Genomic DNA, 19,892 nt, shown 5'->3' with positions numbered 1-19,892 from the left:
CACTGGCGAGCGCACAGCCGCGAGGCGCGAGGCGGCGCTCCGGCGGCGGCTCGCAGGCGACTATGACGATGTCCGGAAAGGTCCTTGGTGGAGCCGAGGGGAATCGAACCCCTGACCTCCTCATTGCGAACGAGGCGCTCTACCATCTGAGCTACGGCCCCAAGGAAGCGCGGAGATACGGTGGCCGGCGGCGTCCGTCAAGCGGCAGTTGCGCGGGTTTCGGCGGAAGCTCGGGCGGAAGCCCAAGGCAGCGCGGCCTTGCCAGGGGGGACGGGGCGCGGCAAGAAGCTTGCGACTTCGCATGGAACGCACATGGCCCCGCTGATCTACTTCGTCTTCTTCATTCTCGGTTCGCTGCTGAAGCTGCTGCAGTGGGTGGTGGTCATCAGCGCCATCCTCAGCTGGCTGGTGGCCTTCGACGTCATCAACCTGCGCAACCGGGCGATCTATTCGATCAGCCGCTTCCTCGACGCGGTGACCACGCCGCTGCTGGCCCCGCTGCGCCGGGTGATCCCGCCGCTGGGCGGCGTCGACATCACGCCGATCATCCTGTTCCTGATCATCGTCGGGGTGCAGTCGTTCCTGCTCTATCCGCTGCGCGACACCCTGCTGCGGATCTTCGGCTGAGCCAGGCCCGGCCCGTCGCTACCACCGGGGCTCCCGTCGCCCTGCTCGCCGTACGCCTGACGCCGCGCGGCGGGCGCGACGCGATCGACGGCTGGGCGGCCGACGCCGACGGCCGTCCCTATCTGAAGGTGCGGGTCAGCGCCCCGCCGGTCGAGGGCGAGGCCAACGCCGCCCTCGTCGCCCTTTTGGCCAAGCGCCTCTCCGCGCCGCGTTCGGCCGTGCGGGTGGCCTCGGGCGCGACCGCCCGCCTCAAGCGCATCGAGGTCGAGGGCCTGGCCCAGGACGCGCTCGACCGCCTGCTGGACCGTCCGGACTGATCCCTTCCCCGCCGGGGTGCGACAAATGGGCCGGCCGTCCGGCGGCGCCCTCGCAAGCGCGGCTGGGCTGTGCCATTGAGAGAATTGTGTTCTTTCACATCCTCTTAGAGTTCGCTCGTCCATAGTCGGGGCGAAAAATAGCGTCGAACAGGCCAGCGGGGGCCATGCCCATGAGCGCCAAGGACAGGCAGGCAGCGATCGTTCGCGCCGCCGCAGCGCGGCGGGGCAATATCTACCTGCGCCTGACCGCCACCATCGCCATGGCCGCCATCCTGCACGTCTTCATCGGCCTGCGCTGGGTCTGGCTGTGGGCGGCGGCCTACGCCATCGCCCAGCTGTTCGAGCTGTGGCTGTTCCAGGCGCTGAAGGCCGCCCCCGAAAAGGCCCTGGCCGGCTGGCGGCGCTGGGCGCTGGCGATCATGCCGGCTGTCACCTCGATCATCTTCGGGGCCCTGTCGCTGCCGTTGTTCGCCTCGAACCAGCGCTTCGCCCCCACCCTGGGCGGCATGCTGCTGGCCGGCGCCCTGCTCAACGTCATCGTCGTCAATGTCAGCCTCAGGTCGGCCACCCTGGCGGCGGCCGCGCCGCACATCGTCTACCTGCTGATCGTGCCGTTCATCGGCCGGGCGGCCAATCCCGACGCGCCCCTGGCCAACGCCCTGTGGTTCGGGGTGCTGCTGCTGATCTTCTCGGTCGCCGTGGCCGCCCGCACCCTGGAGACCGCCCTGCGCGCCGAGGAGGCCGCCAAGGCCGAGGCCGAGCGCCGCCGCCACGAGGCCGAGGAGGCCGTCGCCGCCAAGAGCGCCTTCGTGGCCATGATCAGCCACGAGCTGCGCACCCCGATCAGCGCCATCATGGCCGGCGCCGCGCGCCTGCACAGCGAGGTCCCCGAGGCCTCCTCGAAGGTCCACGCCCAGCTGATCGCCGACGCCGGGAGCATGATGCGCACCCTGCTCAACGACCTGCTCGACTTCTCGCGGCTGGAGGCCGGGCGCATGGCCGTCGAGCGCGCGCCGTTCGACCTGCGCCAGGCCCTGGCCGACACCCTGCGCCTGTGGCGGCCCGAGGCCCAGAAGAAGGGGCTCAGGCTGCGGGTCGAGGGGGCGGTCGGCCTGCCGCGCTGGGTGTCGGGCGACGCCCTGCGCCTGCGCCAGGTGCTCAACAACCTGCTGTCCAATTCCATCAAGTTCACCGAGCGCGGCGGCATCACCGCCGTGCTCGCCGCCCACCGCCAAGGCGACGGCTGGACCCTGGAGATCCGGGTGTCCGACACCGGCCGCGGCATCGAGCCCGAGGCCATGCCGCGCCTCTTCACCCCCTTCGACCAGCTCAGCGCCGAGGTCGTGCGCCGGCACGGCGGCTCGGGCCTGGGCCTGGTGATCAGCCGCGAGCTGGCCCGGCTGATGGGCGGCGACCTGGTGGCCTCCAGCGAGGGGCTGGGCCACGGGGCGACCATGCGCTTCACCCTGCGCCTCGACGAGGCCCAGGCCCCCGTCGCCCTGGGCGACGCCGCCTCGATCGCCGGGGCGCGGGTGCTGGTGGTCGACGACCATGCGGTCAACCGCCGGGCGGTCGAGCTGGTGCTGCAGACCTTCGGCGTCACGCCCGTCCTGGCCGAGTCCGGCGAGCAGGCGCTCGAGATCCTGGCCTCCACCGTCTTCGACGCTGTGCTGATGGACGTCTACATGCCGGGCCTGGGCGGGCGCGAGACCACCCGCCTGCTGCGCGCCGAGCCGGGCCCCAACCGCGACGCGCCGGTGATCGCGGTCACCGCCTCCTCGACCGCCAAGGACTGGGACGCCTGCCGCGCCGCCGGCATGAACGCCCACGTCGCCAAGCCCATCGACCCGGCCCAGCTGCACGCCGCCCTGGTCGAGGTGCTGCCGGTGATCCCCGCGCGGACCGTGGCGGCCTGATCTCACCCTCTCCCAGAGGGAGAGGGAGGGGCCCAGGCGAAGCCTGGGAGGGTGAGGGGTTACAAACTATCCGGACAGGGCAGAGGGGATGGGACCGCCGACGGCGTACCCCCTCACCCTCCCACGCCTACGGCGCGGGCCCCTCCCTCTCCCCATGGGAGAGGTGAGCCTGGTTTGGGGAGAGGTTGCTTTTCAGCCGCTCCGTCAGCGCCGCTTCGTCCTTCATCTGGCATTCCCAGATCGTCTCGACCCGCCAGCCGGCCTCGACCAGCGCGGCTTCGTTCCTGACGTCGCGGGCCTTGTTGCGGGCCACCTTGGCCAGCCAGTAGTCGCGGTTGGCCTTGGGGACGCGCGAGCCCCGCGCGCAGTCGTGGCCGTGCCAGAAGCAGCCATGCACGAAGAACACCAGCCCGCGCCCCGGCATGACGACGTCGGGCGAGCCGGGCAGATCCTTGCGGTGCAGGCGGTAGCGCGCGCCGAGGGCGGTCAGCAGCCGCCGCAGGGTCTTTTCGGGCGTGGTGCCCTTGCTCTTCACCCGGGCCATGACGGCCGAGCGCTTGGCCGGATCGAAGACGTCGGTGGTCATGGCGGGGTAACGCGGGAGGGGCGTTCCGACGCCTCATCCAAATCAGTCGTCATCCCGGCCGCAGCGAAGCGGAGAGCCGGGACCCAGGGGCAGCCGCAGTGCGCCGGCCCCTGGGTCCCGGATAAGCCCTTCGGGCTTTCCGGGATGACGAGCATGAGGCGGCCTTACAGCCCCTCGAACAGGGCCGTCGACAGGTAGCGTTCGGCGAAGCTGGGGATGATCGCCACGATTAGCTTGCCGGCGTATTCGTCGCGCAGGGCCAGGTCGAAGGCGGCGGTCAGGGCCGCGCCCGAGCTGATGCCGACGGTCAGGCCCTCGGTCGAGGCGGCCTTGCGGGCCATGGCGAAGGCGTCGTCGTTGCTGACCTGGACGATGTCGTCGATGACGCCGCGATCCAGGATCCCCGGCACGAAGCCGGCGCCGATGCCCTGGATCTTGTGCGGGCCGGGCTGGCCGCCCGACAGCACGGCCGAGGCTTCCGGCTCGACGGCCACCATCTTCAGGCCCGGCTTGCGGGCCTTCAGCACCTGGCCGACGCCGCTGATCGTGCCGCCGGTGCCGACGCCCGAGACCACGGCGTCCACGGCGCCGGCCGTGTCGTTCCAGATCTCTTCGGCGGTCGAAACCCTGTGGATCAGCGGGTTGGCGGTATTCTCGAACTGCTGGGGCATCACCGCGCCGGGGGTGGCCTCGACGATCTCCTGGGCGCGGGCGACGGCGCCGCGCATGCCCTTCTCGGCCGGGGTCAGCTCCAGCTTGGCGCCCAGCAGCAGCAGCATCTTGCGGCGCTCGATCGACATGCTCTCGGGCATCACCAGGGTCAGCTTGTAGCCCTTGGCCGCGGCGACGAAGGCGAGCGCGATGCCGGTGTTGCCGCTGGTCGGCTCGACGATCGAGCCGCCGGGCTTCAGCACGCCCTTGGCTTCCAGGTACTCGACCATGGCCACGCCGATGCGGTCCTTGACCGAGGCCAGCGGGTTGAAGAACTCGAGCTTGGCCACGACCTCGCCCTTGGGCTTCAGCTCGGCCGTCAGGCGCGGCAGGCGGATGATCGGGGTGTCGCCGACGGTGTCGAGGATGGAGTCGTAGATCTTGCCCCGGCCGGCGCGCTTGAAGCGAGCGGCGTCGTACAGGCTGGAAGCGTCGTCCATGATGGTCTCTCGGAGCGTTGAATTGCGGCCCTAGGGTCGATCTCCACCTTAGGCCGTAGGCTTTTGCGTGTCAGCGACCTATTCGGCCGCCAGGGCCGCAGATTTCCTGGTCGCGAGCGGAGTCAGCAGGTGCGCGGCCAGCCAGCGCACGGCCGGGGCCGCCACGCCGTCGCCGATCACGTGCAGGCCGGCCGTGGCGCTCTTGGGCAGGGCGTAGCTGTCGGGCAGGCCCATCAGCCTGGCCCCCTCGCGCGGCGTGACCAGGCGCGAGCGCACCACGCCCTTGTCGATCACCAGCAGGGTCTGCCGCGAGGAGCCGCCGCGCGGGGTGCGCAGGCAGCCGGCCAGGCCGTCGAACCGCACCTCGGCCCGCTGTTCGCCGCCGCGCATCCGCCGGAACACGCCGCCGACCGCCCGTTCTCCCGACGCGATCCGGGCGTCGACCGAGGCGCGGTGGGCGGGGGCCATCAGGTCCAGCAGGGCGGCGGTGGCCGCCTCGCTGCGCCATTCGACGGCGTCGTCGGGCTCCAGCACGGTGGACAGGTCGGTGTTGCGGGCCGGCGGGGCGGGCAGGGCCCACCACAGCCAGCGGTCCTTCAGGGCCTGCGGCAGGCGGGCGGCCGCCTCGCGCACCGCGCGGCTGTGGAACGGGCCCTGGCCGGTCAGGCCCTCGGTCGGGGCGCGGGTGGCGACCACGAACACGCGGGGGCGCGACTGCGGGGTGAAGCTGGCCGCGTCGATCTCCAGCGCCCCGAAGTGGTAACCCTGATCAGCCAGGGCCTGGCACAGGGCCGTGAAGTCCTCGCCGCGGTGCGAGGTCAGAAGGCCGACCACGTTCTCGATGACGATGGTGGTCGGGGCGCGGCCCTCGTCCTCCAGCGCCTCGACCAGCCGCCAGAAGCCGAAGAACGCCGACGAGCGCCCGCCGTGCAGGCCCGCCCGCGCGCCGGCCAGGCTGAAGTCCTGGCAGGGGCTCGACGCCCAGGCCAGGTCCGCCTGTCCGGGCAGGTCGGCCGCCTCCAGCTTGAAGACGTCGCCGGTGTGGAAGTGATCGTCCGCGTCGGCGAAGTTGGCGCGGTAGGTGGCCGCCTTCACCGGGTCGAAATCGTTGGCGAAGGCGCAGGTCCAGCCTTCGCCGAGGCCGATGCGGGCCATGCCGCCGCCGGCGAAGAATTCGTAGAAGACGGGGGCGGCGTTGTGATTCATCGTGGCCTGACTCTAGCTTGAGCCGCCGCTTCGAGGATAGCGCCGCATGATGCGTTTCACCGTCATCGCTGTCGTGGGGGCCGCCGCCTGCGTGCTGCTGGCCGGATGCGGCGACGGACCGATGGGCCAGTCCGAGGGCGCCAGCGCCGCGCCGGCCGACGCCCCGACGGGCGTGGGTCCCGACTATGGCGGCGACTTCGACCTGGTGGGGACCGAACCGTTCTGGAGCGGCCGCATCCGCGAGGGCGGCCTTCTGCTCGACCGCATGGACGGGGGCGCGGTCACCCTGCCCAATCCCGGCGCGCGCATCGACGGCGAACAGGGCGTCTGGGACGCCGAGCAGCCGGGAGAGGCCGGCGCGGGCCACCGCCTGGTCTTCCGCCTGACGCCCCAGCCCTGCTCCGACGGCATGTCCGACCGCGCCTTCAGCCATGCGGCCGAAGTCTGGATCGACGGCGCGACCCTGAAGGGCTGCGCTGGAAGGGTGGAGGAACTGGAGAAGCAGGGGCGGCCGTGAGAGCGTTCCCCTTCCGCCGTCATCCCGGGCGAAGGACCGCATAGCGGTCCGCAGACCCGGGACCCAGGGGACTGGGCGCCGCGGTCAGGTTCGCCGCCCTGTGGGTAGCAGCCGCCTTGCGCCGGCCCCTGGGTCCCGGCTCTCCGCGCTGCGCGCTACGGCCGGGATGACGAAAGAGGGGAGGGCGGCCTCAGCCGCCCTTGATGTCGCCAAGGCAGCCTTAGCTGCCTTTGATATCAATCGTCTCGATCTGCGACTGGCTGGCCTGCGCCTTGTGCTGGCGGCCGGGGGTGGGCAGCAGCAGGCCAAGGGCGATGGCCGCGACGATGGCGAGAGCGATGAGGGCCTTGGCGGCCATGGTGGTTCGGGTCCGTTGCGGGTCTGAAAATCCAGCGCCCGTGACCGTCATATGGTTCCGCCGGCGCCGCTTGCAAGGGATGCGGAGAACGCCGGTATCGCCCTGGAAAACCTCTCCCATAGGGAGAGGGAGGGGCCCGCGCCGAAGGCGTGGGAGGGTGAGGGGTTACAAGGTCGGCCAGCCTTGGCGGCGGCTGAAACCGCCCCCCCTCCGGCCCTTCGGGCCACCTCCCCCAGAGGGGGAGGATCTCACAGCCGCCCCCGCGCACCGCCCTTCAGGGCGTCGATCTTGCGCTCAGGCCTCGGCGTCGCGGCCTCGGGCTCCAGCGCCGACAGCCAGCCGCCCGCCGGCCGCGCCGCGCGCTCCGGCGGCAGGGCGACGACGATCTTGCGCACCGTCGCGGCCATCTGGCCCAGCAGCCGCACCTTCTCGGACGCCTTGCGGAAGGCCTCGCGGTCGAGACCGTCCTCCATCGCCGTCCACAGGTCATCCATCGCCGCCATCAGCCGCTGCTGGATCTTCGCGCACCAGGCGCGGGAGGTCTGTTCGCTCATGACCAACAGCATGAGGCCGGTCCGAAGGCCGGGGACGGGAAACGTGTGTTTTCTTCTAGGGCGTTGAATTCGTTGGGGGCGGAGCGGCCAGGTACGGGGATAAGTCACCCGCGCCCACCCAATCTCCCGTCATTCCCGCCCTTGTGGCGGGAACCCCTGGTTCCGCTTGCACGTGAAGCGCCAGCGGCGTGCCGAGCACGCCGCCCCATCCGCACCTGCGGCTGACAGAGGGGTTCCCGCCACAAGGGCGGGAATGACGGGAGAGAAGAGGTGAGCCCTGTGGATAACTCTGCCCCCTACTTCGTCGCCTCGTGCACTTCCTTCTTGGCCGCCGTACCCGCTTCCTTGCTCTCGCGGGTGATGTCCTTGCCGGCTTCCTGGGCCTTGTCGCCGGCCTTGGCGCCGGCTTCCTTGGCGGCGTCCACCGCGTCGCCGGCGGCGACCTTGAGGTCGGCGGCGGTTTCCTTGGTGCTTTCCTTCAGGGCCGTGCCGGCTTCCTTGACGTCGGGATCGTTCTTGATCTCGTTGGCGGCCTCCTTGATGTCCTGACCGGCGGCGGCGGCGCCTTCCTTGATCTGCTGGGCGTGCTGGTCCGAGCAGGCGGCGGCCGACAGGGCCAGGGCGGAAACGGCGATCAGGGCGAGGGTGCGCATGGGTCTTCCTCCAACGGTCGTGGTTGCAAAGAGTCCGGCAAACAACGATGCGCGAACGGTCGAGGTTCCGACTCTCAAGCGCCCTCTGGCGCGGCCTCGCCGTCCGCGCGGCTTTCCCCCGAGCCTTTCGGGGGCTAAACCCCCGCCATGCGCATCGCCTTCCTCGGAACCCCCGATTTCGCCGTCGCCTGCCTGGCCGAACTGGTCGCCAGCGGCCACGAGATCGCCTGTGTCTACAGCCAGCCGCCCGCCCCGCGCGGCCGCGGCCAGGAACTGAAGCCCTCGCCGGTCCACGCCTTCGCCGAAGGGCTTGGCCTGCCCGTGCGCACCCCGGTCTCGATGAAGACCCCCGAGGAGATCGAGGCCTTCCAGGCGCTCGATCTCGACGCCGCCGTCGTGGTCGCCTTCGGCCAGATCCTGGTCAGGGACGTGCTGGAGGCCCCCCGTCTGGGCTGCTTCAACCTGCACGCCAGCCTGCTGCCCCGCTGGCGCGGCGCGGCCCCCATCCAGCGGGCGATCATGGCCGGCGATCCCGTCACCGGCGTCCAGGTGATGCGGATGAGCGAGGGCCTCGACGAGGGCCCCGTCCTGCTGTCGGAGAGCGTGCGCATCGACGCGCTCGACACCGTGGCCAGCCTGCACGACCGCCTGGCCGCCGTCGGCGCCCGCATCCTGCCCGTGGCCCTGGGCGCCATCGAGCGCGGCCAGGCCGTCGAGACCCCGCAGAGCGAAGAGGGCGTCACCTACGCCAGGAAGATCAAGCCGGCCGAGGCCCGCATCGACTGGACCCGCCCCGCCGCCGAGGTCGACCGTCACATCCGCGGCCTGTCGCCCTTCCCCGGCGCCTGGTTCGAAGCCCCGTCCGACAAGGGCCCGGTGCGCGTGAAGGCCCTGCTGTCGACGGTGGACGACGCCGAAGGCGCGCCCGGAACCGTGCTCGACGACGAGTTGCTGATCGCCTGCGGTGAGGGCGCGGTGCGCCTGCTCAAGGCCCAGCGCGAGGGCAAGGGCGCCCAGGACGCCGAGGTCTTCCTGCGCGGCTTCCCGCTGGCCGCCGGAACGGTCCTGGCCTGATGCCCCGCTACCGCCTCCTCGTCGAGTACGACGGCCGTCCCTATGCCGGCTTCCAGGCCCAGGCGACCCTGCCCAGCGTGCAGGGGGCGATCGAGGCGGCGGTGAAGGCCTTCAGCGGCCAGGAACTGCGCATCGCCGCCGCCGGCCGCACCGACACCGGCGTCCATGCGACGGGCCAGGTCGTCCATGTCGACCTCGAGCGCGACTGGCCGGCCCAGACGGTCATGAACGCCCTCAACGCCCACCTGATGCGCGAGGCCGTCTCGATCCTCGACGCCGAAGTGGCCCCGGAAGACTGGCACGCGCGCTTCTCGGCGAACGAGCGCCGCTACCTCTACCGCATCCTCAACCGCCGCGCCCCGCCGGCCCTCGACAAGGGCAAGGTCTGGCACATGAAGAAGCCGCTGGACGCCGACGCCATGCACGCGGCGGCCCAGCATCTGGTGGGCCTGCACGACTTCACCACCTTCCGCGACACCCACTGCCAGGCCAAGTCGCCGCTCAAGACCCTGGACGTCGCCCGCGTGCGCCAGGTCGGCGAAGAGATCCACCTCGACTTCGAGGCGCGATCGTTCCTGCATCGCCAGGTGCGCTCGATGACCGGGGCCCTGGTCGAGGTCGGCGCCGGCCGCTGGGAGCCCGCCGACGTCAAGGCCGCCCTGGAGGCCAGGGACCGCACCCAATGCGGCCCCGTGGCCCCGGCCGACGGGCTCTATCTGGTGGGCGTGGGGTACGGGGACTGAAGGCGGCAAGAAAATGGGCCTGCCCGCGCCGACGGCGACCCCGGGCGGACAGGCCCGAGGGCGGAAACCCCGGGGAAGTCAGGGAAGGGGCTTCCGGTGGGGAGGTCAGTCCGGCTTGCGATCCGACATGCGCTCGGCGATCCAGACCGTACCCAAGGCCAGGATGAACACGCCGAAACCGGCGAGCACGAAACCGAGATAGGCGATCTGACCGAGCGACATGGCGGGCTCCGTTGGAGGTCGCCCGGACGTTGCACGGCCCGCGCGAGCTTCGCCTTGATCTGGGTCAAACAGACAATAAAGCCCCCTCTCTCTTCGAGAGAGGGAGGGGCCCGCGCCGCAGGCGTGGGAGGGTGAGAGGTTTCACCGTCGGCCGGTTTGCAGCACGGCAAGGATATCTTCGCAGGCTCCGCCAGGATCGGTTAGCACCCGTTCGTTGGGAAGCCTCAGGACCATGTAGCCGAACAGCTCCAGCACCCGCGTGCGGTGTTCATCGTAGTCTTCGCGTCCTTCGTGGACGACGCCGTCAAGTTCGACGATCAATTTGCCGGCCTCGCAGACGAAATCGGCGAAGTAGCGGTCTATCGGGGCCTGTCGCAGGAACCTGAAACCGCCCAGCCGGCGGTTGCGCACGAGCTGCCAGAGCGTTTTCTCGGCCAGGGTCTGGTTCTGGCGAAGACGGCGGGCGTTGGCGGTGGTGTCCATGGCGAAAGCCGGTCACCGCCCACGGGGATACGCAACGGAAGGAATCGAGATTTTACCGCCAAGGGTGAAACCTCTCACCCTCCCACGCCTGCGGCGTGGGCCCCTCCCTCTCTCAAAGAGAGAGGGTTTTTTAAAGCACCGAGCAGTTCGTCAGCTGCGCGAACGCCTCCAGCGCCGCCGCGCCCACCACCGAGGTCCCGAACCGGTCCAGCTCCGGCGACCACACCGCCACCGTCGCCTTGCCGGGCACGACCGCCACGATGCCGCCGCCGACGCCGCTCTTGGCGGGCAGGCCGACGCGGTACGCGAAGCTGCCGACGCTGTCGTAGATGCCGCAGGTCAGCAGCAGGGAATTGAGCCGCCGGGTCAGGCGCTCGGCGAAGATCGTCTCCTCGACCACCGGCGAGAAGCCGCCCGCCGCCAGCGGCAGGAAGGCCCGGGCCAGCTGCCGGCAGCTCAGGGTCAGGGCGCACTGGCGGCAATAGGCGGCGACCACGGCCTCGGGGTCGTGGGTGATCGTCTCCTTGCCGCGCATCAGGTTGGCGATCGCCCGGTTCTGCCAGGCGTTGGCCAGCTCGGATGCCGCCACCGCCTCGTCGATCTCGACCGGGCTGTCGCTCAGGAACCCCGCGAAGCCGCGCACCAGGGCGGCCGGGTCCTTCACCTTGTCGAGCAGGATGTCGGTCACGGCCAGGGCGCCGGCGTTGATGAACGGGTTGCGCGGGAAGCCGCCCTCGGACTCCAGCTGCGACAGGTGGTTGAACGGCGTGCCCGACGGCTCCTTGCCGACCCGCACCCACACCTCGTCGCCGATACGGTTCAAGGCCAGACCCAGGCTCAGCACCTTGGTGATGCTCTGCACCGAGAAGCCCTCGTCGGCGTCGCCGATCACGTGCTCGCCGCCGTCGACCGTGCGCACGGCCATGCCGAACTTCGTCCCCGGCACGGTGGCCAGCTGCGGGATGTAGTCGGGCACCCGCCCCTTGCCGAAGTGCGGCTTCACCAGCACGGCGACCTCGGCGAGGACTTCGTCGATGGAGAGCTCGTTCATCGCGCCGTCGTCCCCTCCATCAGCGCCCCCTTGCTCGTCATCCCGGCCGCAGCGCAGCGGAGAGCCGGGACCCAGGGGCGGCCGCACTGCGCTTGGCCCCTGGGTCCCGGATAAGCCCTTCGGGCTTTCCGGGATGACGACCTTTTCGAGCGCGAAAACCTACCCCGAAAACGCCTCGAAATACCGCCGGATCAGCGCGGTGTAGGCCACCGCCAGCTGGCGCACCTCCTCGACCGGCACGCGCTCGTCCACCTGGTGCATGGTCGAGCCCACCAGGCCGAACTCCACCACCGGGCAGATGGCGCGGATGAAGCGGGCGTCGCTGGTGCCGCCGGTGGTCGACAGTTCCGGCACGCGGCCGGTGGCGTCGCCCACGGCGCCGACGATCACGTCGGTGAAGGCGCCCGGCTGGGTCAAGAAGGCCTCGCCGCTGATCTTGCACAGCGCCTCGACCCGGCCCGAAAAGCCCTCGGCCGCCTCGCGGCACTCGTGCTCGATCCAGGCGGCCAGGTCCTTGCCCTTGTGGGCCGGGTTGAAGCGGATGTTGATCCGGGCCTTCGCCGAGGCCGGAATGACGTTCGTCGCCGGGTTGCCGACGTCGACCGTGGTGATCTCCAGGTTCGACGGCTGGAAGCCAGTATAGCCCTCGTCCAGCACCCGGCTCTGCAGGCGGCTGAGGATATCGACCAGCACCGGGATCGGGTTGGCCGCCCGGTGCGGATAGGCCACGTGGCCCTGGCGGCCATCGACGGCGATCCAGGCGTTGATGCTGCCGCGCCGGCCGATCTTGACCATGTCGCCCAGCAGGCTGGCCGAGGTGGGCTCGCCGACGATGCAGTGGTCGATGATCTCGCCCTCGGCCGCAAGGGCCTGGACCACCTTGACCGTGCCGTCCTCGGCCACGCCCTCCTCGTCGCCGGTGATCAGGAAGCTGATCGAGCCGGGAACCTCGTCCGTATTGGCCACCGCCGCGACGAAGGCGGCGATCGCCGACTTCATGTCGACCGCGCCGCGGCCGTACAGCACCCCGTCCTTGATCTCTGCCTCGAACGGCCCGGCCGTCCAGGCCGCGTCGTCGCCCACCGGCACCACGTCGGTGTGGCCGGCGAAGCAGAGGTTGGGCCGCGCCGCGCCGCGCCTGGCGTAGAGGTTCTCGATCTCGCCGAACTTCATGCGCCGGCAATCGAAGCCCAGCGCTTCCAGCTGGCGCTGCAGCACGTCCATCGCGCCCTCGTCGGCGGGCGTGACGGAGGGGCGGCGGATCAGGGCTTGGGCCAGCTCGACGGCGTCGATGCTGACGGAAACGGGCGCGGGACTGGTCATGGTGCAGGCTTTAGGCTTCCCTTCGGCGGGACGCAAACCGCGCACGAACTTGCCAAGGCCGACCATGCCCAAGATCGATATCGACCAGGCCCCCACCCGCCACGGCACGGCCTATCCGCCGCCGTTCGACGCGCCCTGCAAGGCCCGCCAGCGCTGGAAGCTGGGCGACGCCGTCGGCCTCACCCAGTTCGGCGTCAATCTGATGAGGCTCGAGCCCGGAACCTGGTCCAGCCAGCGCCACTGGCACACGGCGGAAGACGAGTTCGTCTGGGTGGTCGAGGGCGAGGTCGTGCTGGTCGAGGAGGACGGCGAGACCATCCTGCGGGCCGGCGACTGCGCGGGCTTCAAGGCCGGGGTTCCCAACGGCCACCAGATCCAGAACCGCTCGAACGCGGTCGCCGTGCTGCTGGAAATGGGCTCGCGAAAGCCCGACGAAGACGGCTGCGACTATCCCGACCTCGACCTGATCATCCGCCCGGGCGAGGAGACGTATAGGCACCGCGACGGAACGCCGTACGAGGTCGAGAGCGGGCGCAAGCGGTGAGGGCGTTGCTCTCCCGCCACCCCCCCAAACTCCCGTCATTCCCGCCCTTGTGGCGGGAAACCCTGGTTCCGCTCGCACGTGAAGTTCAAGCGGACTGCTCAGCAGTCCGCCTCTGCCGCCCTTGCGGCTGACAGAGGGTTTCCCGCCACAAGGGCGGGAATGACGGGCGAAAAGGGGAGCGCTCCCTATCGCCGCTCCGCCCCGTACCGGTTGTCGCCCCTCGTCCCGCGCAGGAAGCCCAGCTCCACCCAGGCCCAGATCGACAGGGCGAAGGCGGCCAGGCCGAGCAGGGGTGAGGCGAGTTCGGCGCCGGTGGGGCCGCCGCCTTCGTAGAGGCCGGCGGCCAGGGCGGTCAGGGCGTAGGGGCCGACGGCGAAGATCAGGATCCACCAGGCGGCCTTGCCCCGGTCGTGCAGCCGGCGCACGGCCACGCAGACCCCGGCCGCCAGGATCGGCGCGAACAGCAGGCAGGGCAGCGCCCCCAGCCAGCCGCCGATCCGGGTGGCGATCACCACCAGGCTCATGACCACGGCGGCCAGGGCGATCTGGGCGACCTGCACCCGCCAGTATTCCAGCCGGGCGGCCCGGCCCTTGAGCGAGAAGAACGGCTTCAGCTTTTCGACCAGGCTCGGCATGGCCGCCACTAGAGCTTGATCCGCCCCATTCGGAAAGGGTTCAGGACAGGGCGGCGAGCGCCTCGTCCATCGACGGCCGCATCGCGCCGTCCGGCTGCATGCAGGCGGCCTCCAGGGCGCGCAGGGCGGCCGGGACCTCGCCGTCGACATGGTCGAGGATTTCGCCCAGCAGCAGGCCGAAGGCGCGGACATCCAGCGCCGACCAGCGGCGTTCCTCGCCGGCCGGCAGGAACGAGGCGGCGCCGAAGTCGCTGAGCACCGCCGCGCCGTCGGTCCCGTCCCACAGCAGGTTGTGGCCGTAGAGGTCGCCGTGGCTGATGCCCCGCGCGTGCAGCCATGCGGCCCCCGCCGCCGCATCGCGCGCCAGACGCCGGGCGACCTCGATGGAAAGGCCCAGGTCCGGCGCATAGACGTCGCGGCTGCAGCTTTCGCGGCTGGGCGGGCCGGCCAGGGCGCGCCAGCCGTCCGGCAGCCGCGGCATCAGCAGGCCCTCGGCGCCGTCCGGATGGCCGACCACGCGGCCCAGGGCGCCGGTCAGGTTCGGATGCGCGCCGGCGGCCAGGCAGGCGGCCATCTCGCGCTCGGGCAAGCCATCGCTGGTCATGGTCCCGCGGAACAGCTTCAGCGCCGTCGGGCGGCCGGCCCACGCGGCCTCGAACACGTCGCCCGAGGCGCCGCGGCCCAGGGCCTTGCCGATGGCCAGGTCGCGCCAGGCGACGGGCGGAACGGCCGCATCAGGGACGGCGGTGTCGAACGGATTGCCCGCCCAGGCCAGCCAGGCCAGCGCCGGCAGGTCGGCCAGCCAGCCGGGCAGGGCCTCGAACCGGTTGGCGGCGATGCGCAGCAGCTCCAGGCTCCGCGACCCCGCCAGGCTTTCGGGCAGGGCCGACAGCCGGTTGCCGGCGAGCATGACCTTCTGAAGCGCCGGGCGCTCGCCCAGGGCCTCGGGCAGGGCCGCGATGCGGTTGTCGGTCAGGGTCAGCCAGCGCAGGGCCGGCGACAGCGCGTCGGCGGGGATCTCCTCGATCCCGCAGCCCCGGAAGCCGACCTGGCTCAGGGCCGGGCAGTCGCCGAGAGCCTCGGGCAGCCGGCGGAACGGCGCGCCGGAGGCGAACAGCACCTCCAGCTTCTTCAGGCGGGAAAAGTCGTGGGGAAGGTCCGAAATCCGGGTGGCGCCGATGTCCAGCACCTCCAGCGTCTCGCAAAGGCCGAAGATCTCCGGCGGAACCTCGGAAAGGTCCGCGCCGGAGAGGTCCAGTCTCGTCGCCCCGGCCAGGTCGCCGGCGCGCAGGGCGGCCAGTGTGTCGTTCACGGCCGCCCCCATCACGCGGATCAGTCGCGCAGCAGGTCGTTGATCGAGGTCTTCGAGCGGGTCTGGGCGTCGACCGTCTTGACGATCACGGCGCAGTAGAGGCTCGGGCCGCCGTTCTTGTCGGGCAGGCTGCCCGGCACCACGACGCTGTAAGGCGGCACCTTGCCGATGTGGATCTCGCCGGTCTTGCGGTCGACGATCTTGGTCGAGGCCGACAGGTAGACGCCCATCGAAAGCACGCTGCCCTCGCCGACGATCACGCCTTCCACCACTTCCGAACGGGCGCCGATGAAGCAGTTGTCCTCGATCACGGTCGGGTTGGCCTGCAGGGGTTCCAGCACGCCGCCGATGCCCACGCCGCCCGACAGGTGGACGTGCTTGCCGATCTGGGCGCACGAGCCGACCGTCACCCAGGTGTCGACCATGGTGCCCTCGTCGACGAAGGCGCCGATGTTCACGAACGACGGCATCAGGATGACGTTCTTGGCCACGTGCGAGCCGCGACGCACGATGGCGCCCGGCACGGCGCGGAAGCCGCCGGCCTCGAACTGCGGGGCGTCCCAGCCGTCGAACTTGTTCGGAACCTTGTCCCACCACGGGCCGACGCCGCCGCCCAGCGTGCCGGCGCGCATGACGGTGTTGGGGTTCAGGCGGAACGACAGCAGCACGGCCTTCTTCAGCCACTGGTGCGTGGTCCACTCGCCGTCGATCTTCTCCGAGACGCGGGCCTTGCCGCTGTCGAGCAGCAGCAGGGCCTCTTCCACGGCGGTGCGGACCGGGCCGGTGGTGGCGGTCGAGACGCCGTCGCGGGCCTCCCAGGCGGCTTCGATCTCGGTCTGCAGATCGGCGAAGGTCAGGGCGGTCATGTCAGGCTTCCTTCAGGCGCGCCGAGCTCAGGAACCCGGCGAGGTCGTTGGTGCGATGGTGGACGTATTCTGAGGTCGAGGCGGCCGCGTGGGCGCCGACCAGCACGGTGGTCATGCCGATGCGCGCGGCCGGGACGAGGTTCTTCTCGCTGTCCTCGAAGAAGGCGGTCATCGGCGGATCGATGGCGTGCAGCTTGGTGATCTTGTCGAAGGTCGCCAGCGACGGCTTGGGGATGTAGTCGGCCGTCTCGATGGCGAAGATCTCGCTGAACAGGTCGCGCAGGCCCAGATGCCCCAGCACCCGCTCGGCGTGGCCCAGCGAGCCGTTGGTGAACACCAGCCGCCGGCCGGGCAGGGCGTCGATCGCCGCGTGCAGGGCCGGGTCGTGCACCAGGTTGTCCAGCGACACGTCATGCACCTCCTCCAGGAACTGGGCGGGGTCCATGCCGTGATAGGTCATCAGCCCGGCCAGGGTGGTGCCGTGCTCCAGGTAGTATTTCTTCTGCAGCGCCCGGGCTTCCTCGCGGGGCAGGCCCGTGAAGCGCTCGACGAAGTCGGTCATCCGGCCCTCGATCAGGCCCATGAACTCGGTCTCGGCCGGGTAGAGGGTGTTGTCGAGGTCGAACAGCCAGGTGTCGACGTGGGTGAGGTCGGCGCTCATAGCTGGAACCTCCCCCCGTGGGGGAGGTGTCCGCGCAGCGGACGGAGGGGGGAGGGGCCTTGGCGCGGCGGAAGCTGAGAACGGCCCCCCTCCGGCCCTGCGGGCCACCTCCCCCAGGGGGGGAGGATCGCGACGATCATTTCGAGATCAGCGTGCCCGCGCCGTGTTCGCTGAACAGTTCGACCAGCATGGCGTGCGGGCGGCGGCCGTCGAGGATGACCACGGCTTCGACGCCGCTCTCCACGGCGTGGATGGCGTTCTCGAGCTTGGGGATCATGCCGCCGGTGGCCACGCCGTCGGCGATCAGCTGGCGGGCCTGGTCCAGGGTCATCTCGCGGATCAGCTCGCCATTGGCGTCGAGCACGCCCTTGATGTCGGTCAGCATCAGCATCCGCTTGGCCTTCAGGGCGCCCGCGAGCGCTCCAGCCACGGTGTCGGCGTTGATGTTGAAGGTCTCGCCCTGTTCGGACACGCCGATCGGGGCGATCACCGGGATGTAGTCGGTTTCCGAGCTCAGCAGGGCCTGGATCAGGTGCGGATCGACCTTGGTCGGCTCGCCCACGAAGCCCAGGTCGACGACCTGCTCGATGTTGCTGTCCGGATCCTTCTTGGTCCGGGTCACCTTCTCGGCGGTGATCAGGCGGGCGTCCTTGCCCGACAGGCCCACGCCGCGCACGTCGGCCTCGGCGCCGGCGAGCGTGATCCAGTTGGCGATTTCCTTGTTGATGGCGCCCGACAGCACCATCTCGGCCACTTCCATCGTCGCCTCGTCGGTGACGCGCAGGCCGTCGATGAAGGTCGACTTGACGCCGGCCTTGTCGAGCATGCGGCTGATCTGCGGACCGCCGCCATGCACCACGACCGGATGGACGCCCAGCAGCTTCAGCAGCACCGCGTCGGCGGCGAACAGCTTGGCCACCTCTTCCTGGCCCATGGCGTGGCCGCCGTATTTGATCACCACCGTCTCGCGGTCGTAGATCTGGATGTAGGGCAGGGCTTCGGCCAGAGTCTTGGCGGTGGCCCAGCCAGCTTCCTCGGCGACTTCGGTCAAGGCGGTGGTCCTGGTGCGCGAAATTAGGCGGGCCTCGATAGCGGACCCCGCCCCCCCTGTCACCCTTTGACGTCTTTCCCGTCCTCCTGCCGGCCGTAGCGCCATTTCAAGGCGAGCACGGCGGCCGACATCGCAAGGCACGCCAGGTTCGACGCCGCCACCGGCCAGGCCTTGATCATCAGCCCATAGGCCAGCCAGCACGAGAAGCCCGCCACGGTGACCACATAGGTCCGCAGCGACACCGACGAGGCGTCCTTCTCCTTCCAGATCTTGACGATCTGCGGGGCGAAGCTGGTGATCGACAGCAGGGCCGCTGCGGTGCCGACGAAGACGGCGAGCGGCGAGGCGGCCATCAGGCCGAGCGCGGCATTTCGGTCAGGCCCCAGCGCTCGGCGAAGGACGGCGCCAGCTCCAGCCCCACCGGCGGCAGGCCCGGCGCCTGGCCTTGCTCCAGGCAGACGGCCAGATAGGCCAGGGCGGTCTTCACCCCGTGCTCGGAATAGGGCTTGCCGATCACCCCGCAGGCGCCGGCGAAGTCGTCGGGCAGGCGCTTGACGTTGGCGGTCATGAACAGGGCCACGCAGCCGCAGTCGTCATGGATCCTGCGCACCACCTCGACGCCGGTCGGGCCGTCCTGCAGGTGCACGTCCACGAGGGCGAGGTCGGGATGCAGGGCCTTGGCCAGGTCGACGGCCTCGTCCGAACTCATGGCCAGGCCGACGGAGTGGTAACCCACTTCCTGCGCGAGGAACTCCAGCTCGGTGGCCAGCAGGACCTCGTCCTCGACGATCAACACATCCAACGCACGCCCGGCCATGGGTAAAACTCAGTCCTCAGTGGTGCGCGCCGTTGACTGGCAGATGCACGACGACACGCGTTCCGGGGTCGGCCGCCGTGGTTTCGGACCGCGCCTTCAGCTGCTGGCACAGCAGCTGGACGATGGTCAGTCCGAAGCCCGAAGTCCGGGTCCCTTCAGCTGTTCCAACGCCGTCATCGGTGATTTCGATCCGGAAGTCGCCGTTTTGGCGAGTGATCGATACCGAAATCTCGCCGGCGCGACCGTCGGGGAAGGCGTGGCGCAGGGCGTTGGAGAACAGTTCGCTGATCACCAGGGCCAGGGGCGCGGCCTTCGAGGCGGCCACGTCCACCCGCTCCAGGTCCAGCCGCACGCGGATCTCCTCGCGATTGGCCGAGCCGGTCATGTCCGACACCAGGTCGCGCACGAAGGCCGAGACGTCGAAGCGCTCGACGTCCTCGCTCTGGAACAGCCGGCGGTGGACGGTGGCGATGGCGTTCACCCGCTCCAGCATGCCGCGCAGGCTGTGCTTGAGGGCCGGGTCCTTCTCGCGGCGGTTCTGCAGCAGCAGCAGGGACGAGATGAGCTGCAGGTTGTTCTTCACCCGGTGGTCGACCTCGTGCAGCAGCGCGGTCTTCTGCTCCAGGGCCTGGGTCAGTTCGCGGGTGCGGGCCTCGACGGCCAGCTCCAGGTCGCTGCGGGTCTCGCGCAGGTGCTGCTCGGTCTGCTTCTTGTCGCTGACGTCCAGCTGCGAGCCGAAGAAGTAGATGATCTGGCCCTGCTTGTTGCGCACGGGGCTCAGGTACAGCGCGTTCCAGAAGCTGCTGCCGTCCTTGCGATAGTTGAGGATGTCCATGGCGATGTCGTCGCCGTCGGCGATCGCCCCGCGCAGCTCGCCGATCGAGGCCGGATTGGTGTCGGGCCCCTGCAGGAAGCGGCAGTTGCGGCCGATCACCTCCGAGCGCGCATAGCCGGTCAGCCGCAGGAAGGCGTCGTTGGCGAAGATGATCGGATTGTCGGCCTGGGTCGCGTCGGTAACGATCATCGCCATCCGGGTGGCGCGGATGGCCGCGGCGAAGGGGTCGTCGATGCCATGCTCGGCCGCGAGCTGGTCGCCCGCCCGTTGCGACTTCAGATAATCCGTCATTCCTGAGCCCGACCCCGGCTTTTGTTATTGGTATGCCCCATCACGCCTCAACGCCGCTCGCAGGGTCGGGTTCCCGACCAAGCTCAGGCGGAAAACGCA

24 protein-coding genes, 1 tRNA gene and 2 pseudogenes are annotated in these 19,892 nt (G+C 70.3%); 9 read left to right on the top strand and 18 right to left on the bottom strand.

All coding sequences use genetic code 11. From position 1 onward, the window contains the following. Positions 1-85: 85 nt before the first annotated feature. Positions 86-161, bottom strand: a tRNA-Ala gene (locus AC07N1_RS01505). A gap of 151 nt (positions 162-312) precedes the next feature. On the opposite strand from AC07N1_RS01505, the gene AC07N1_RS01500 reads away from it, so the two are divergent. The 3 genes from AC07N1_RS01500 to AC07N1_RS01490 all read left to right on the top strand — a co-directional run bounded on the left by AC07N1_RS01500 (position 313) and on the right by AC07N1_RS01490 (position 2,860). Further along, the gene (locus AC07N1_RS01500; RefSeq protein WP_494670152.1) at positions 313-627 is read left to right on the top strand and encodes a YggT family protein; all 315 of its coding nucleotides are present in this window, start codon (positions 313-315) and stop codon (positions 625-627) included. Further along, a complete protein-coding gene (locus AC07N1_RS01495; protein WP_494670325.1) occupies positions 624-944 on the top strand; it encodes a DUF167 family protein in 321 nt (106 codons plus the stop codon). Before AC07N1_RS01500 ends, AC07N1_RS01495 begins: the two co-directional genes overlap by 4 nt. Positions 945-1,114: 170 nt before the next feature. Beyond that, positions 1,115-2,860, top strand: coding sequence for an ATP-binding protein (locus AC07N1_RS01490; protein ID WP_494670151.1), 1,746 nt, complete (start codon positions 1,115-1,117; stop codon positions 2,858-2,860). A gap of 127 nt (positions 2,861-2,987) precedes the next feature. On the opposite strand, the gene AC07N1_RS01485 is transcribed toward AC07N1_RS01490, so the two are convergent. Next, positions 2,988-3,446, bottom strand: a complete 459-nt coding sequence (locus AC07N1_RS01485) for a very short patch repair endonuclease (protein WP_494670150.1) — start codon at positions 3,444-3,446, stop codon at positions 2,988-2,990. 50 nt (positions 3,447-3,496) lie between these two features. Between AC07N1_RS01485 and AC07N1_RS01480 the strand changes: the two are divergent. After that, positions 3,497-3,568, top strand: a pseudogene (locus AC07N1_RS01480) (hypothetical protein); the annotation flags it as partial. Positions 3,569-3,610: 42 nt separating this feature from the next. On the opposite strand, the gene cysK reads toward AC07N1_RS01480, so the two are convergent. Together cysK and AC07N1_RS01470 are read right to left on the bottom strand one after the other, a co-directional pair. Further along, a complete protein-coding gene (cysK, locus tag AC07N1_RS01475; protein ID WP_110117705.1) occupies positions 3,611-4,597 on the bottom strand; it encodes a cysteine synthase A in 987 nt (328 codons plus the stop codon). A 78-nt stretch (positions 4,598-4,675) separates the two neighbouring features. Further along, on the bottom strand, positions 4,676-5,803 hold the full coding sequence (locus AC07N1_RS01470) for a DNA cytosine methyltransferase (protein WP_494670149.1): 1,128 nt from the start codon (positions 5,801-5,803) through the stop codon (positions 4,676-4,678). Between the two features lie 46 nt (positions 5,804-5,849). Between AC07N1_RS01470 and AC07N1_RS01465 the strand changes: the two genes are divergently transcribed. After that, a complete protein-coding gene (locus tag AC07N1_RS01465; RefSeq protein ID WP_494670148.1) occupies positions 5,850-6,320 on the top strand; it encodes a COG3650 family protein in 471 nt (156 codons plus the stop codon). Positions 6,321-6,540: 220 nt separating this feature from the next. Here AC07N1_RS01465 and AC07N1_RS01460 read toward each other — a convergent pair whose 3' ends face one another. The 3 genes from AC07N1_RS01460 to AC07N1_RS01450 all read right to left on the bottom strand — a co-directional run bounded on the left by AC07N1_RS01460 (position 6,541) and on the right by AC07N1_RS01450 (position 7,885). Next, positions 6,541-6,678, bottom strand: coding sequence for a hypothetical protein (locus tag AC07N1_RS01460; RefSeq protein WP_494670147.1), 138 nt, complete (start codon positions 6,676-6,678; stop codon positions 6,541-6,543). A gap of 248 nt (positions 6,679-6,926) precedes the next feature. Then, the gene (locus tag AC07N1_RS01455; RefSeq protein WP_494670146.1) at positions 6,927-7,232 is read right to left on the bottom strand and encodes a hypothetical protein; all 306 of its coding nucleotides are present in this window, start codon (positions 7,230-7,232) and stop codon (positions 6,927-6,929) included. 296 nt (positions 7,233-7,528) lie between these two features. Beyond that, the gene (locus tag AC07N1_RS01450) at positions 7,529-7,885 is read right to left on the bottom strand and encodes a cell surface protein (protein ID WP_494670145.1); all 357 of its coding nucleotides are present in this window, start codon (positions 7,883-7,885) and stop codon (positions 7,529-7,531) included. Positions 7,886-8,032: 147 nt separating this feature from the next. Between AC07N1_RS01450 and fmt the strand changes: the two genes are divergently transcribed. Together fmt and truA are read left to right on the top strand one after the other, a co-directional pair. Further along, positions 8,033-8,959, top strand: coding sequence for a methionyl-tRNA formyltransferase (gene fmt, locus AC07N1_RS01445; RefSeq protein ID WP_494670144.1), 927 nt, complete (start codon positions 8,033-8,035; stop codon positions 8,957-8,959). Continuing rightward, positions 8,959-9,702 carry a tRNA pseudouridine(38-40) synthase TruA gene (gene truA, locus AC07N1_RS01440; protein WP_494670143.1) on the top strand — a complete coding sequence of 248 codons (744 nt, stop codon included), beginning with the start codon at positions 8,959-8,961 and terminating at the stop codon, positions 9,700-9,702. Before fmt ends, truA begins: the two co-directional genes overlap by 1 nt. 363 nt (positions 9,703-10,065) lie before the next feature. Here truA and AC07N1_RS01435 read toward each other — a convergent pair whose 3' ends face one another. Together AC07N1_RS01435 and AC07N1_RS01430 are read right to left on the bottom strand one after the other, a co-directional pair. Next, positions 10,066-10,407 carry an endonuclease domain-containing protein gene (locus AC07N1_RS01435; RefSeq protein ID WP_494670142.1) on the bottom strand — a complete coding sequence of 114 codons (342 nt, stop codon included), beginning with the start codon at positions 10,405-10,407 and terminating at the stop codon, positions 10,066-10,068. 130 nt (positions 10,408-10,537) lie between these two features. After that, positions 10,538-11,458: a glutaminase gene (locus AC07N1_RS01430; RefSeq protein WP_494670141.1), complete on the bottom strand. Its 921-nt coding sequence runs from the start codon at positions 11,456-11,458 to the stop codon at positions 10,538-10,540. A 23-nt stretch (positions 11,459-11,481) separates the two neighbouring features. Between AC07N1_RS01430 and AC07N1_RS01425 the strand changes: the two are divergent. Continuing rightward, positions 11,482-11,569 (top strand): annotated as a pseudogene (locus AC07N1_RS01425) (hypothetical protein); the annotation flags it as partial. 48 nt (positions 11,570-11,617) lie between these two features. Here the strand turns inward: AC07N1_RS01425 and dapE are convergent. Next, a complete protein-coding gene (gene dapE / locus AC07N1_RS01420; protein WP_494670140.1) occupies positions 11,618-12,781 on the bottom strand; it encodes a succinyl-diaminopimelate desuccinylase in 1,164 nt (387 codons plus the stop codon). 64 nt (positions 12,782-12,845) lie between these two features. On the opposite strand from dapE, the gene AC07N1_RS01415 reads away from it, so the two are divergent. Next, positions 12,846-13,325: a cupin domain-containing protein gene (locus tag AC07N1_RS01415; protein ID WP_494670139.1), complete on the top strand. Its 480-nt coding sequence runs from the start codon at positions 12,846-12,848 to the stop codon at positions 13,323-13,325. A 185-nt stretch (positions 13,326-13,510) separates the two neighbouring features. On the opposite strand, the gene AC07N1_RS01410 is transcribed toward AC07N1_RS01415, so the two are convergent. The 8 genes from AC07N1_RS01410 to lovK form a co-directional block, all read right to left on the bottom strand. Then, a complete protein-coding gene (locus tag AC07N1_RS01410) occupies positions 13,511-13,960 on the bottom strand; it encodes a DUF805 domain-containing protein (RefSeq protein ID WP_494670324.1) in 450 nt (149 codons plus the stop codon). Between the two features lie 40 nt (positions 13,961-14,000). Further along, positions 14,001-15,272: a leucine-rich repeat-containing protein kinase family protein gene (locus AC07N1_RS01405; RefSeq protein WP_494670138.1), complete on the bottom strand. Its 1,272-nt coding sequence runs from the start codon at positions 15,270-15,272 to the stop codon at positions 14,001-14,003. A 20-nt stretch (positions 15,273-15,292) separates the two neighbouring features. Continuing rightward, positions 15,293-16,138, bottom strand: coding sequence for a 2,3,4,5-tetrahydropyridine-2,6-dicarboxylate N-succinyltransferase (gene dapD, locus AC07N1_RS01400; RefSeq protein ID WP_494670137.1), 846 nt, complete (start codon positions 16,136-16,138; stop codon positions 15,293-15,295). Between the two features lies 1 nt (position 16,139). Next, positions 16,140-16,799, bottom strand: coding sequence for a pyrimidine 5'-nucleotidase (locus AC07N1_RS01395; protein WP_494670136.1), 660 nt, complete (start codon positions 16,797-16,799; stop codon positions 16,140-16,142). A 136-nt stretch (positions 16,800-16,935) separates the two neighbouring features. Then, positions 16,936-17,850 (bottom strand): acetylglutamate kinase, encoded by a 915-nt coding sequence (gene argB, locus AC07N1_RS01390; RefSeq protein WP_494670135.1) that lies wholly within the window; start codon positions 17,848-17,850, stop codon positions 16,936-16,938. Between the two features lie 59 nt (positions 17,851-17,909). Then, positions 17,910-18,203, bottom strand: a complete 294-nt coding sequence (locus tag AC07N1_RS01385; protein ID WP_494670134.1) for a SemiSWEET family sugar transporter — start codon at positions 18,201-18,203, stop codon at positions 17,910-17,912. Beyond that, positions 18,203-18,667, bottom strand: a complete 465-nt coding sequence (locus tag AC07N1_RS01380; protein WP_494670133.1) for a response regulator — start codon at positions 18,665-18,667, stop codon at positions 18,203-18,205. The genes AC07N1_RS01385 and AC07N1_RS01380 overlap by 1 nt, the downstream gene beginning before the upstream one ends. A 16-nt stretch (positions 18,668-18,683) precedes the next feature. Then, complete coding sequence (lovK, locus tag AC07N1_RS01375) at positions 18,684-19,793, bottom strand: photosensory histidine protein kinase LovK (protein ID WP_494670132.1); 1,110 nt, start codon at positions 19,791-19,793, stop codon at positions 18,684-18,686. Between the last annotated feature and the right edge of the window lie 99 nt (positions 19,794-19,892).

It is taken from the genome of Caulobacter sp. GW821-FHT09B11 (assembly GCF_059418205.1).
The sequence above is the reverse complement of the archived record's forward strand: the minus strand, read 5'-3'. Positions and strand labels throughout refer to the sequence as shown.

Excerpts from the sequence above, each read along its gene's own strand:
- AC07N1_RS01470 (WP_494670149.1), bottom strand. The coding sequence starts at position 5,803 with ATGAATCACAACGCCGCCCCCGTCTTCTACGAATTCTTCGCCGGCGGC.
- cysK (WP_110117705.1), bottom strand. The coding sequence starts at position 4,597 with ATGGACGACGCTTCCAGCCTGTACGACGCCGCTCGCTTCAAGCGCGCC.
- AC07N1_RS01385 (WP_494670134.1), bottom strand. The coding sequence starts at position 18,203 with ATGGCCGCCTCGCCGCTCGCCGTCTTCGTCGGCACCGCAGCGGCCCTG.
- AC07N1_RS01395 (WP_494670136.1), bottom strand. The coding sequence starts at position 16,799 with ATGAGCGCCGACCTCACCCACGTCGACACCTGGCTGTTCGACCTCGAC.
- AC07N1_RS01435 (WP_494670142.1), bottom strand. The coding sequence starts at position 10,407 with ATGGACACCACCGCCAACGCCCGCCGTCTTCGCCAGAACCAGACCCTG.
- truA (WP_494670143.1), top strand. The coding sequence starts at position 8,959 with ATGCCCCGCTACCGCCTCCTCGTCGAGTACGACGGCCGTCCCTATGCC.
- AC07N1_RS01455 (WP_494670146.1), bottom strand. The coding sequence starts at position 7,232 with ATGAGCGAACAGACCTCCCGCGCCTGGTGCGCGAAGATCCAGCAGCGG.
- lovK (WP_494670132.1), bottom strand. The coding sequence starts at position 19,793 with ATGACGGATTATCTGAAGTCGCAACGGGCGGGCGACCAGCTCGCGGCC.
- AC07N1_RS01500 (WP_494670152.1), top strand. The coding sequence starts at position 313 with ATGGCCCCGCTGATCTACTTCGTCTTCTTCATTCTCGGTTCGCTGCTG.
- dapD (WP_494670137.1), bottom strand. The coding sequence starts at position 16,138 with ATGACCGCCCTGACCTTCGCCGATCTGCAGACCGAGATCGAAGCCGCC.
- AC07N1_RS01460 (WP_494670147.1), bottom strand. The coding sequence starts at position 6,678 with ATGGCCGCCAAGGCCCTCATCGCTCTCGCCATCGTCGCGGCCATCGCC.
- dapE (WP_494670140.1), bottom strand. The coding sequence starts at position 12,781 with ATGACCAGTCCCGCGCCCGTTTCCGTCAGCATCGACGCCGTCGAGCTG.
- AC07N1_RS01490 (WP_494670151.1), top strand. The coding sequence starts at position 1,115 with ATGAGCGCCAAGGACAGGCAGGCAGCGATCGTTCGCGCCGCCGCAGCG.
- AC07N1_RS01410 (WP_494670324.1), bottom strand. The coding sequence starts at position 13,960 with ATGCCGAGCCTGGTCGAAAAGCTGAAGCCGTTCTTCTCGCTCAAGGGC.
- AC07N1_RS01415 (WP_494670139.1), top strand. The coding sequence starts at position 12,846 with ATGCCCAAGATCGATATCGACCAGGCCCCCACCCGCCACGGCACGGCC.
- fmt (WP_494670144.1), top strand. The coding sequence starts at position 8,033 with ATGCGCATCGCCTTCCTCGGAACCCCCGATTTCGCCGTCGCCTGCCTG.
- AC07N1_RS01430 (WP_494670141.1), bottom strand. The coding sequence starts at position 11,458 with ATGAACGAGCTCTCCATCGACGAAGTCCTCGCCGAGGTCGCCGTGCTG.
- AC07N1_RS01485 (WP_494670150.1), bottom strand. The coding sequence starts at position 3,446 with ATGACCACCGACGTCTTCGATCCGGCCAAGCGCTCGGCCGTCATGGCC.
- AC07N1_RS01450 (WP_494670145.1), bottom strand. The coding sequence starts at position 7,885 with ATGCGCACCCTCGCCCTGATCGCCGTTTCCGCCCTGGCCCTGTCGGCC.
- AC07N1_RS01465 (WP_494670148.1), top strand. The coding sequence starts at position 5,850 with ATGATGCGTTTCACCGTCATCGCTGTCGTGGGGGCCGCCGCCTGCGTG.
- AC07N1_RS01380 (WP_494670133.1), bottom strand. The coding sequence starts at position 18,667 with ATGGCCGGGCGTGCGTTGGATGTGTTGATCGTCGAGGACGAGGTCCTG.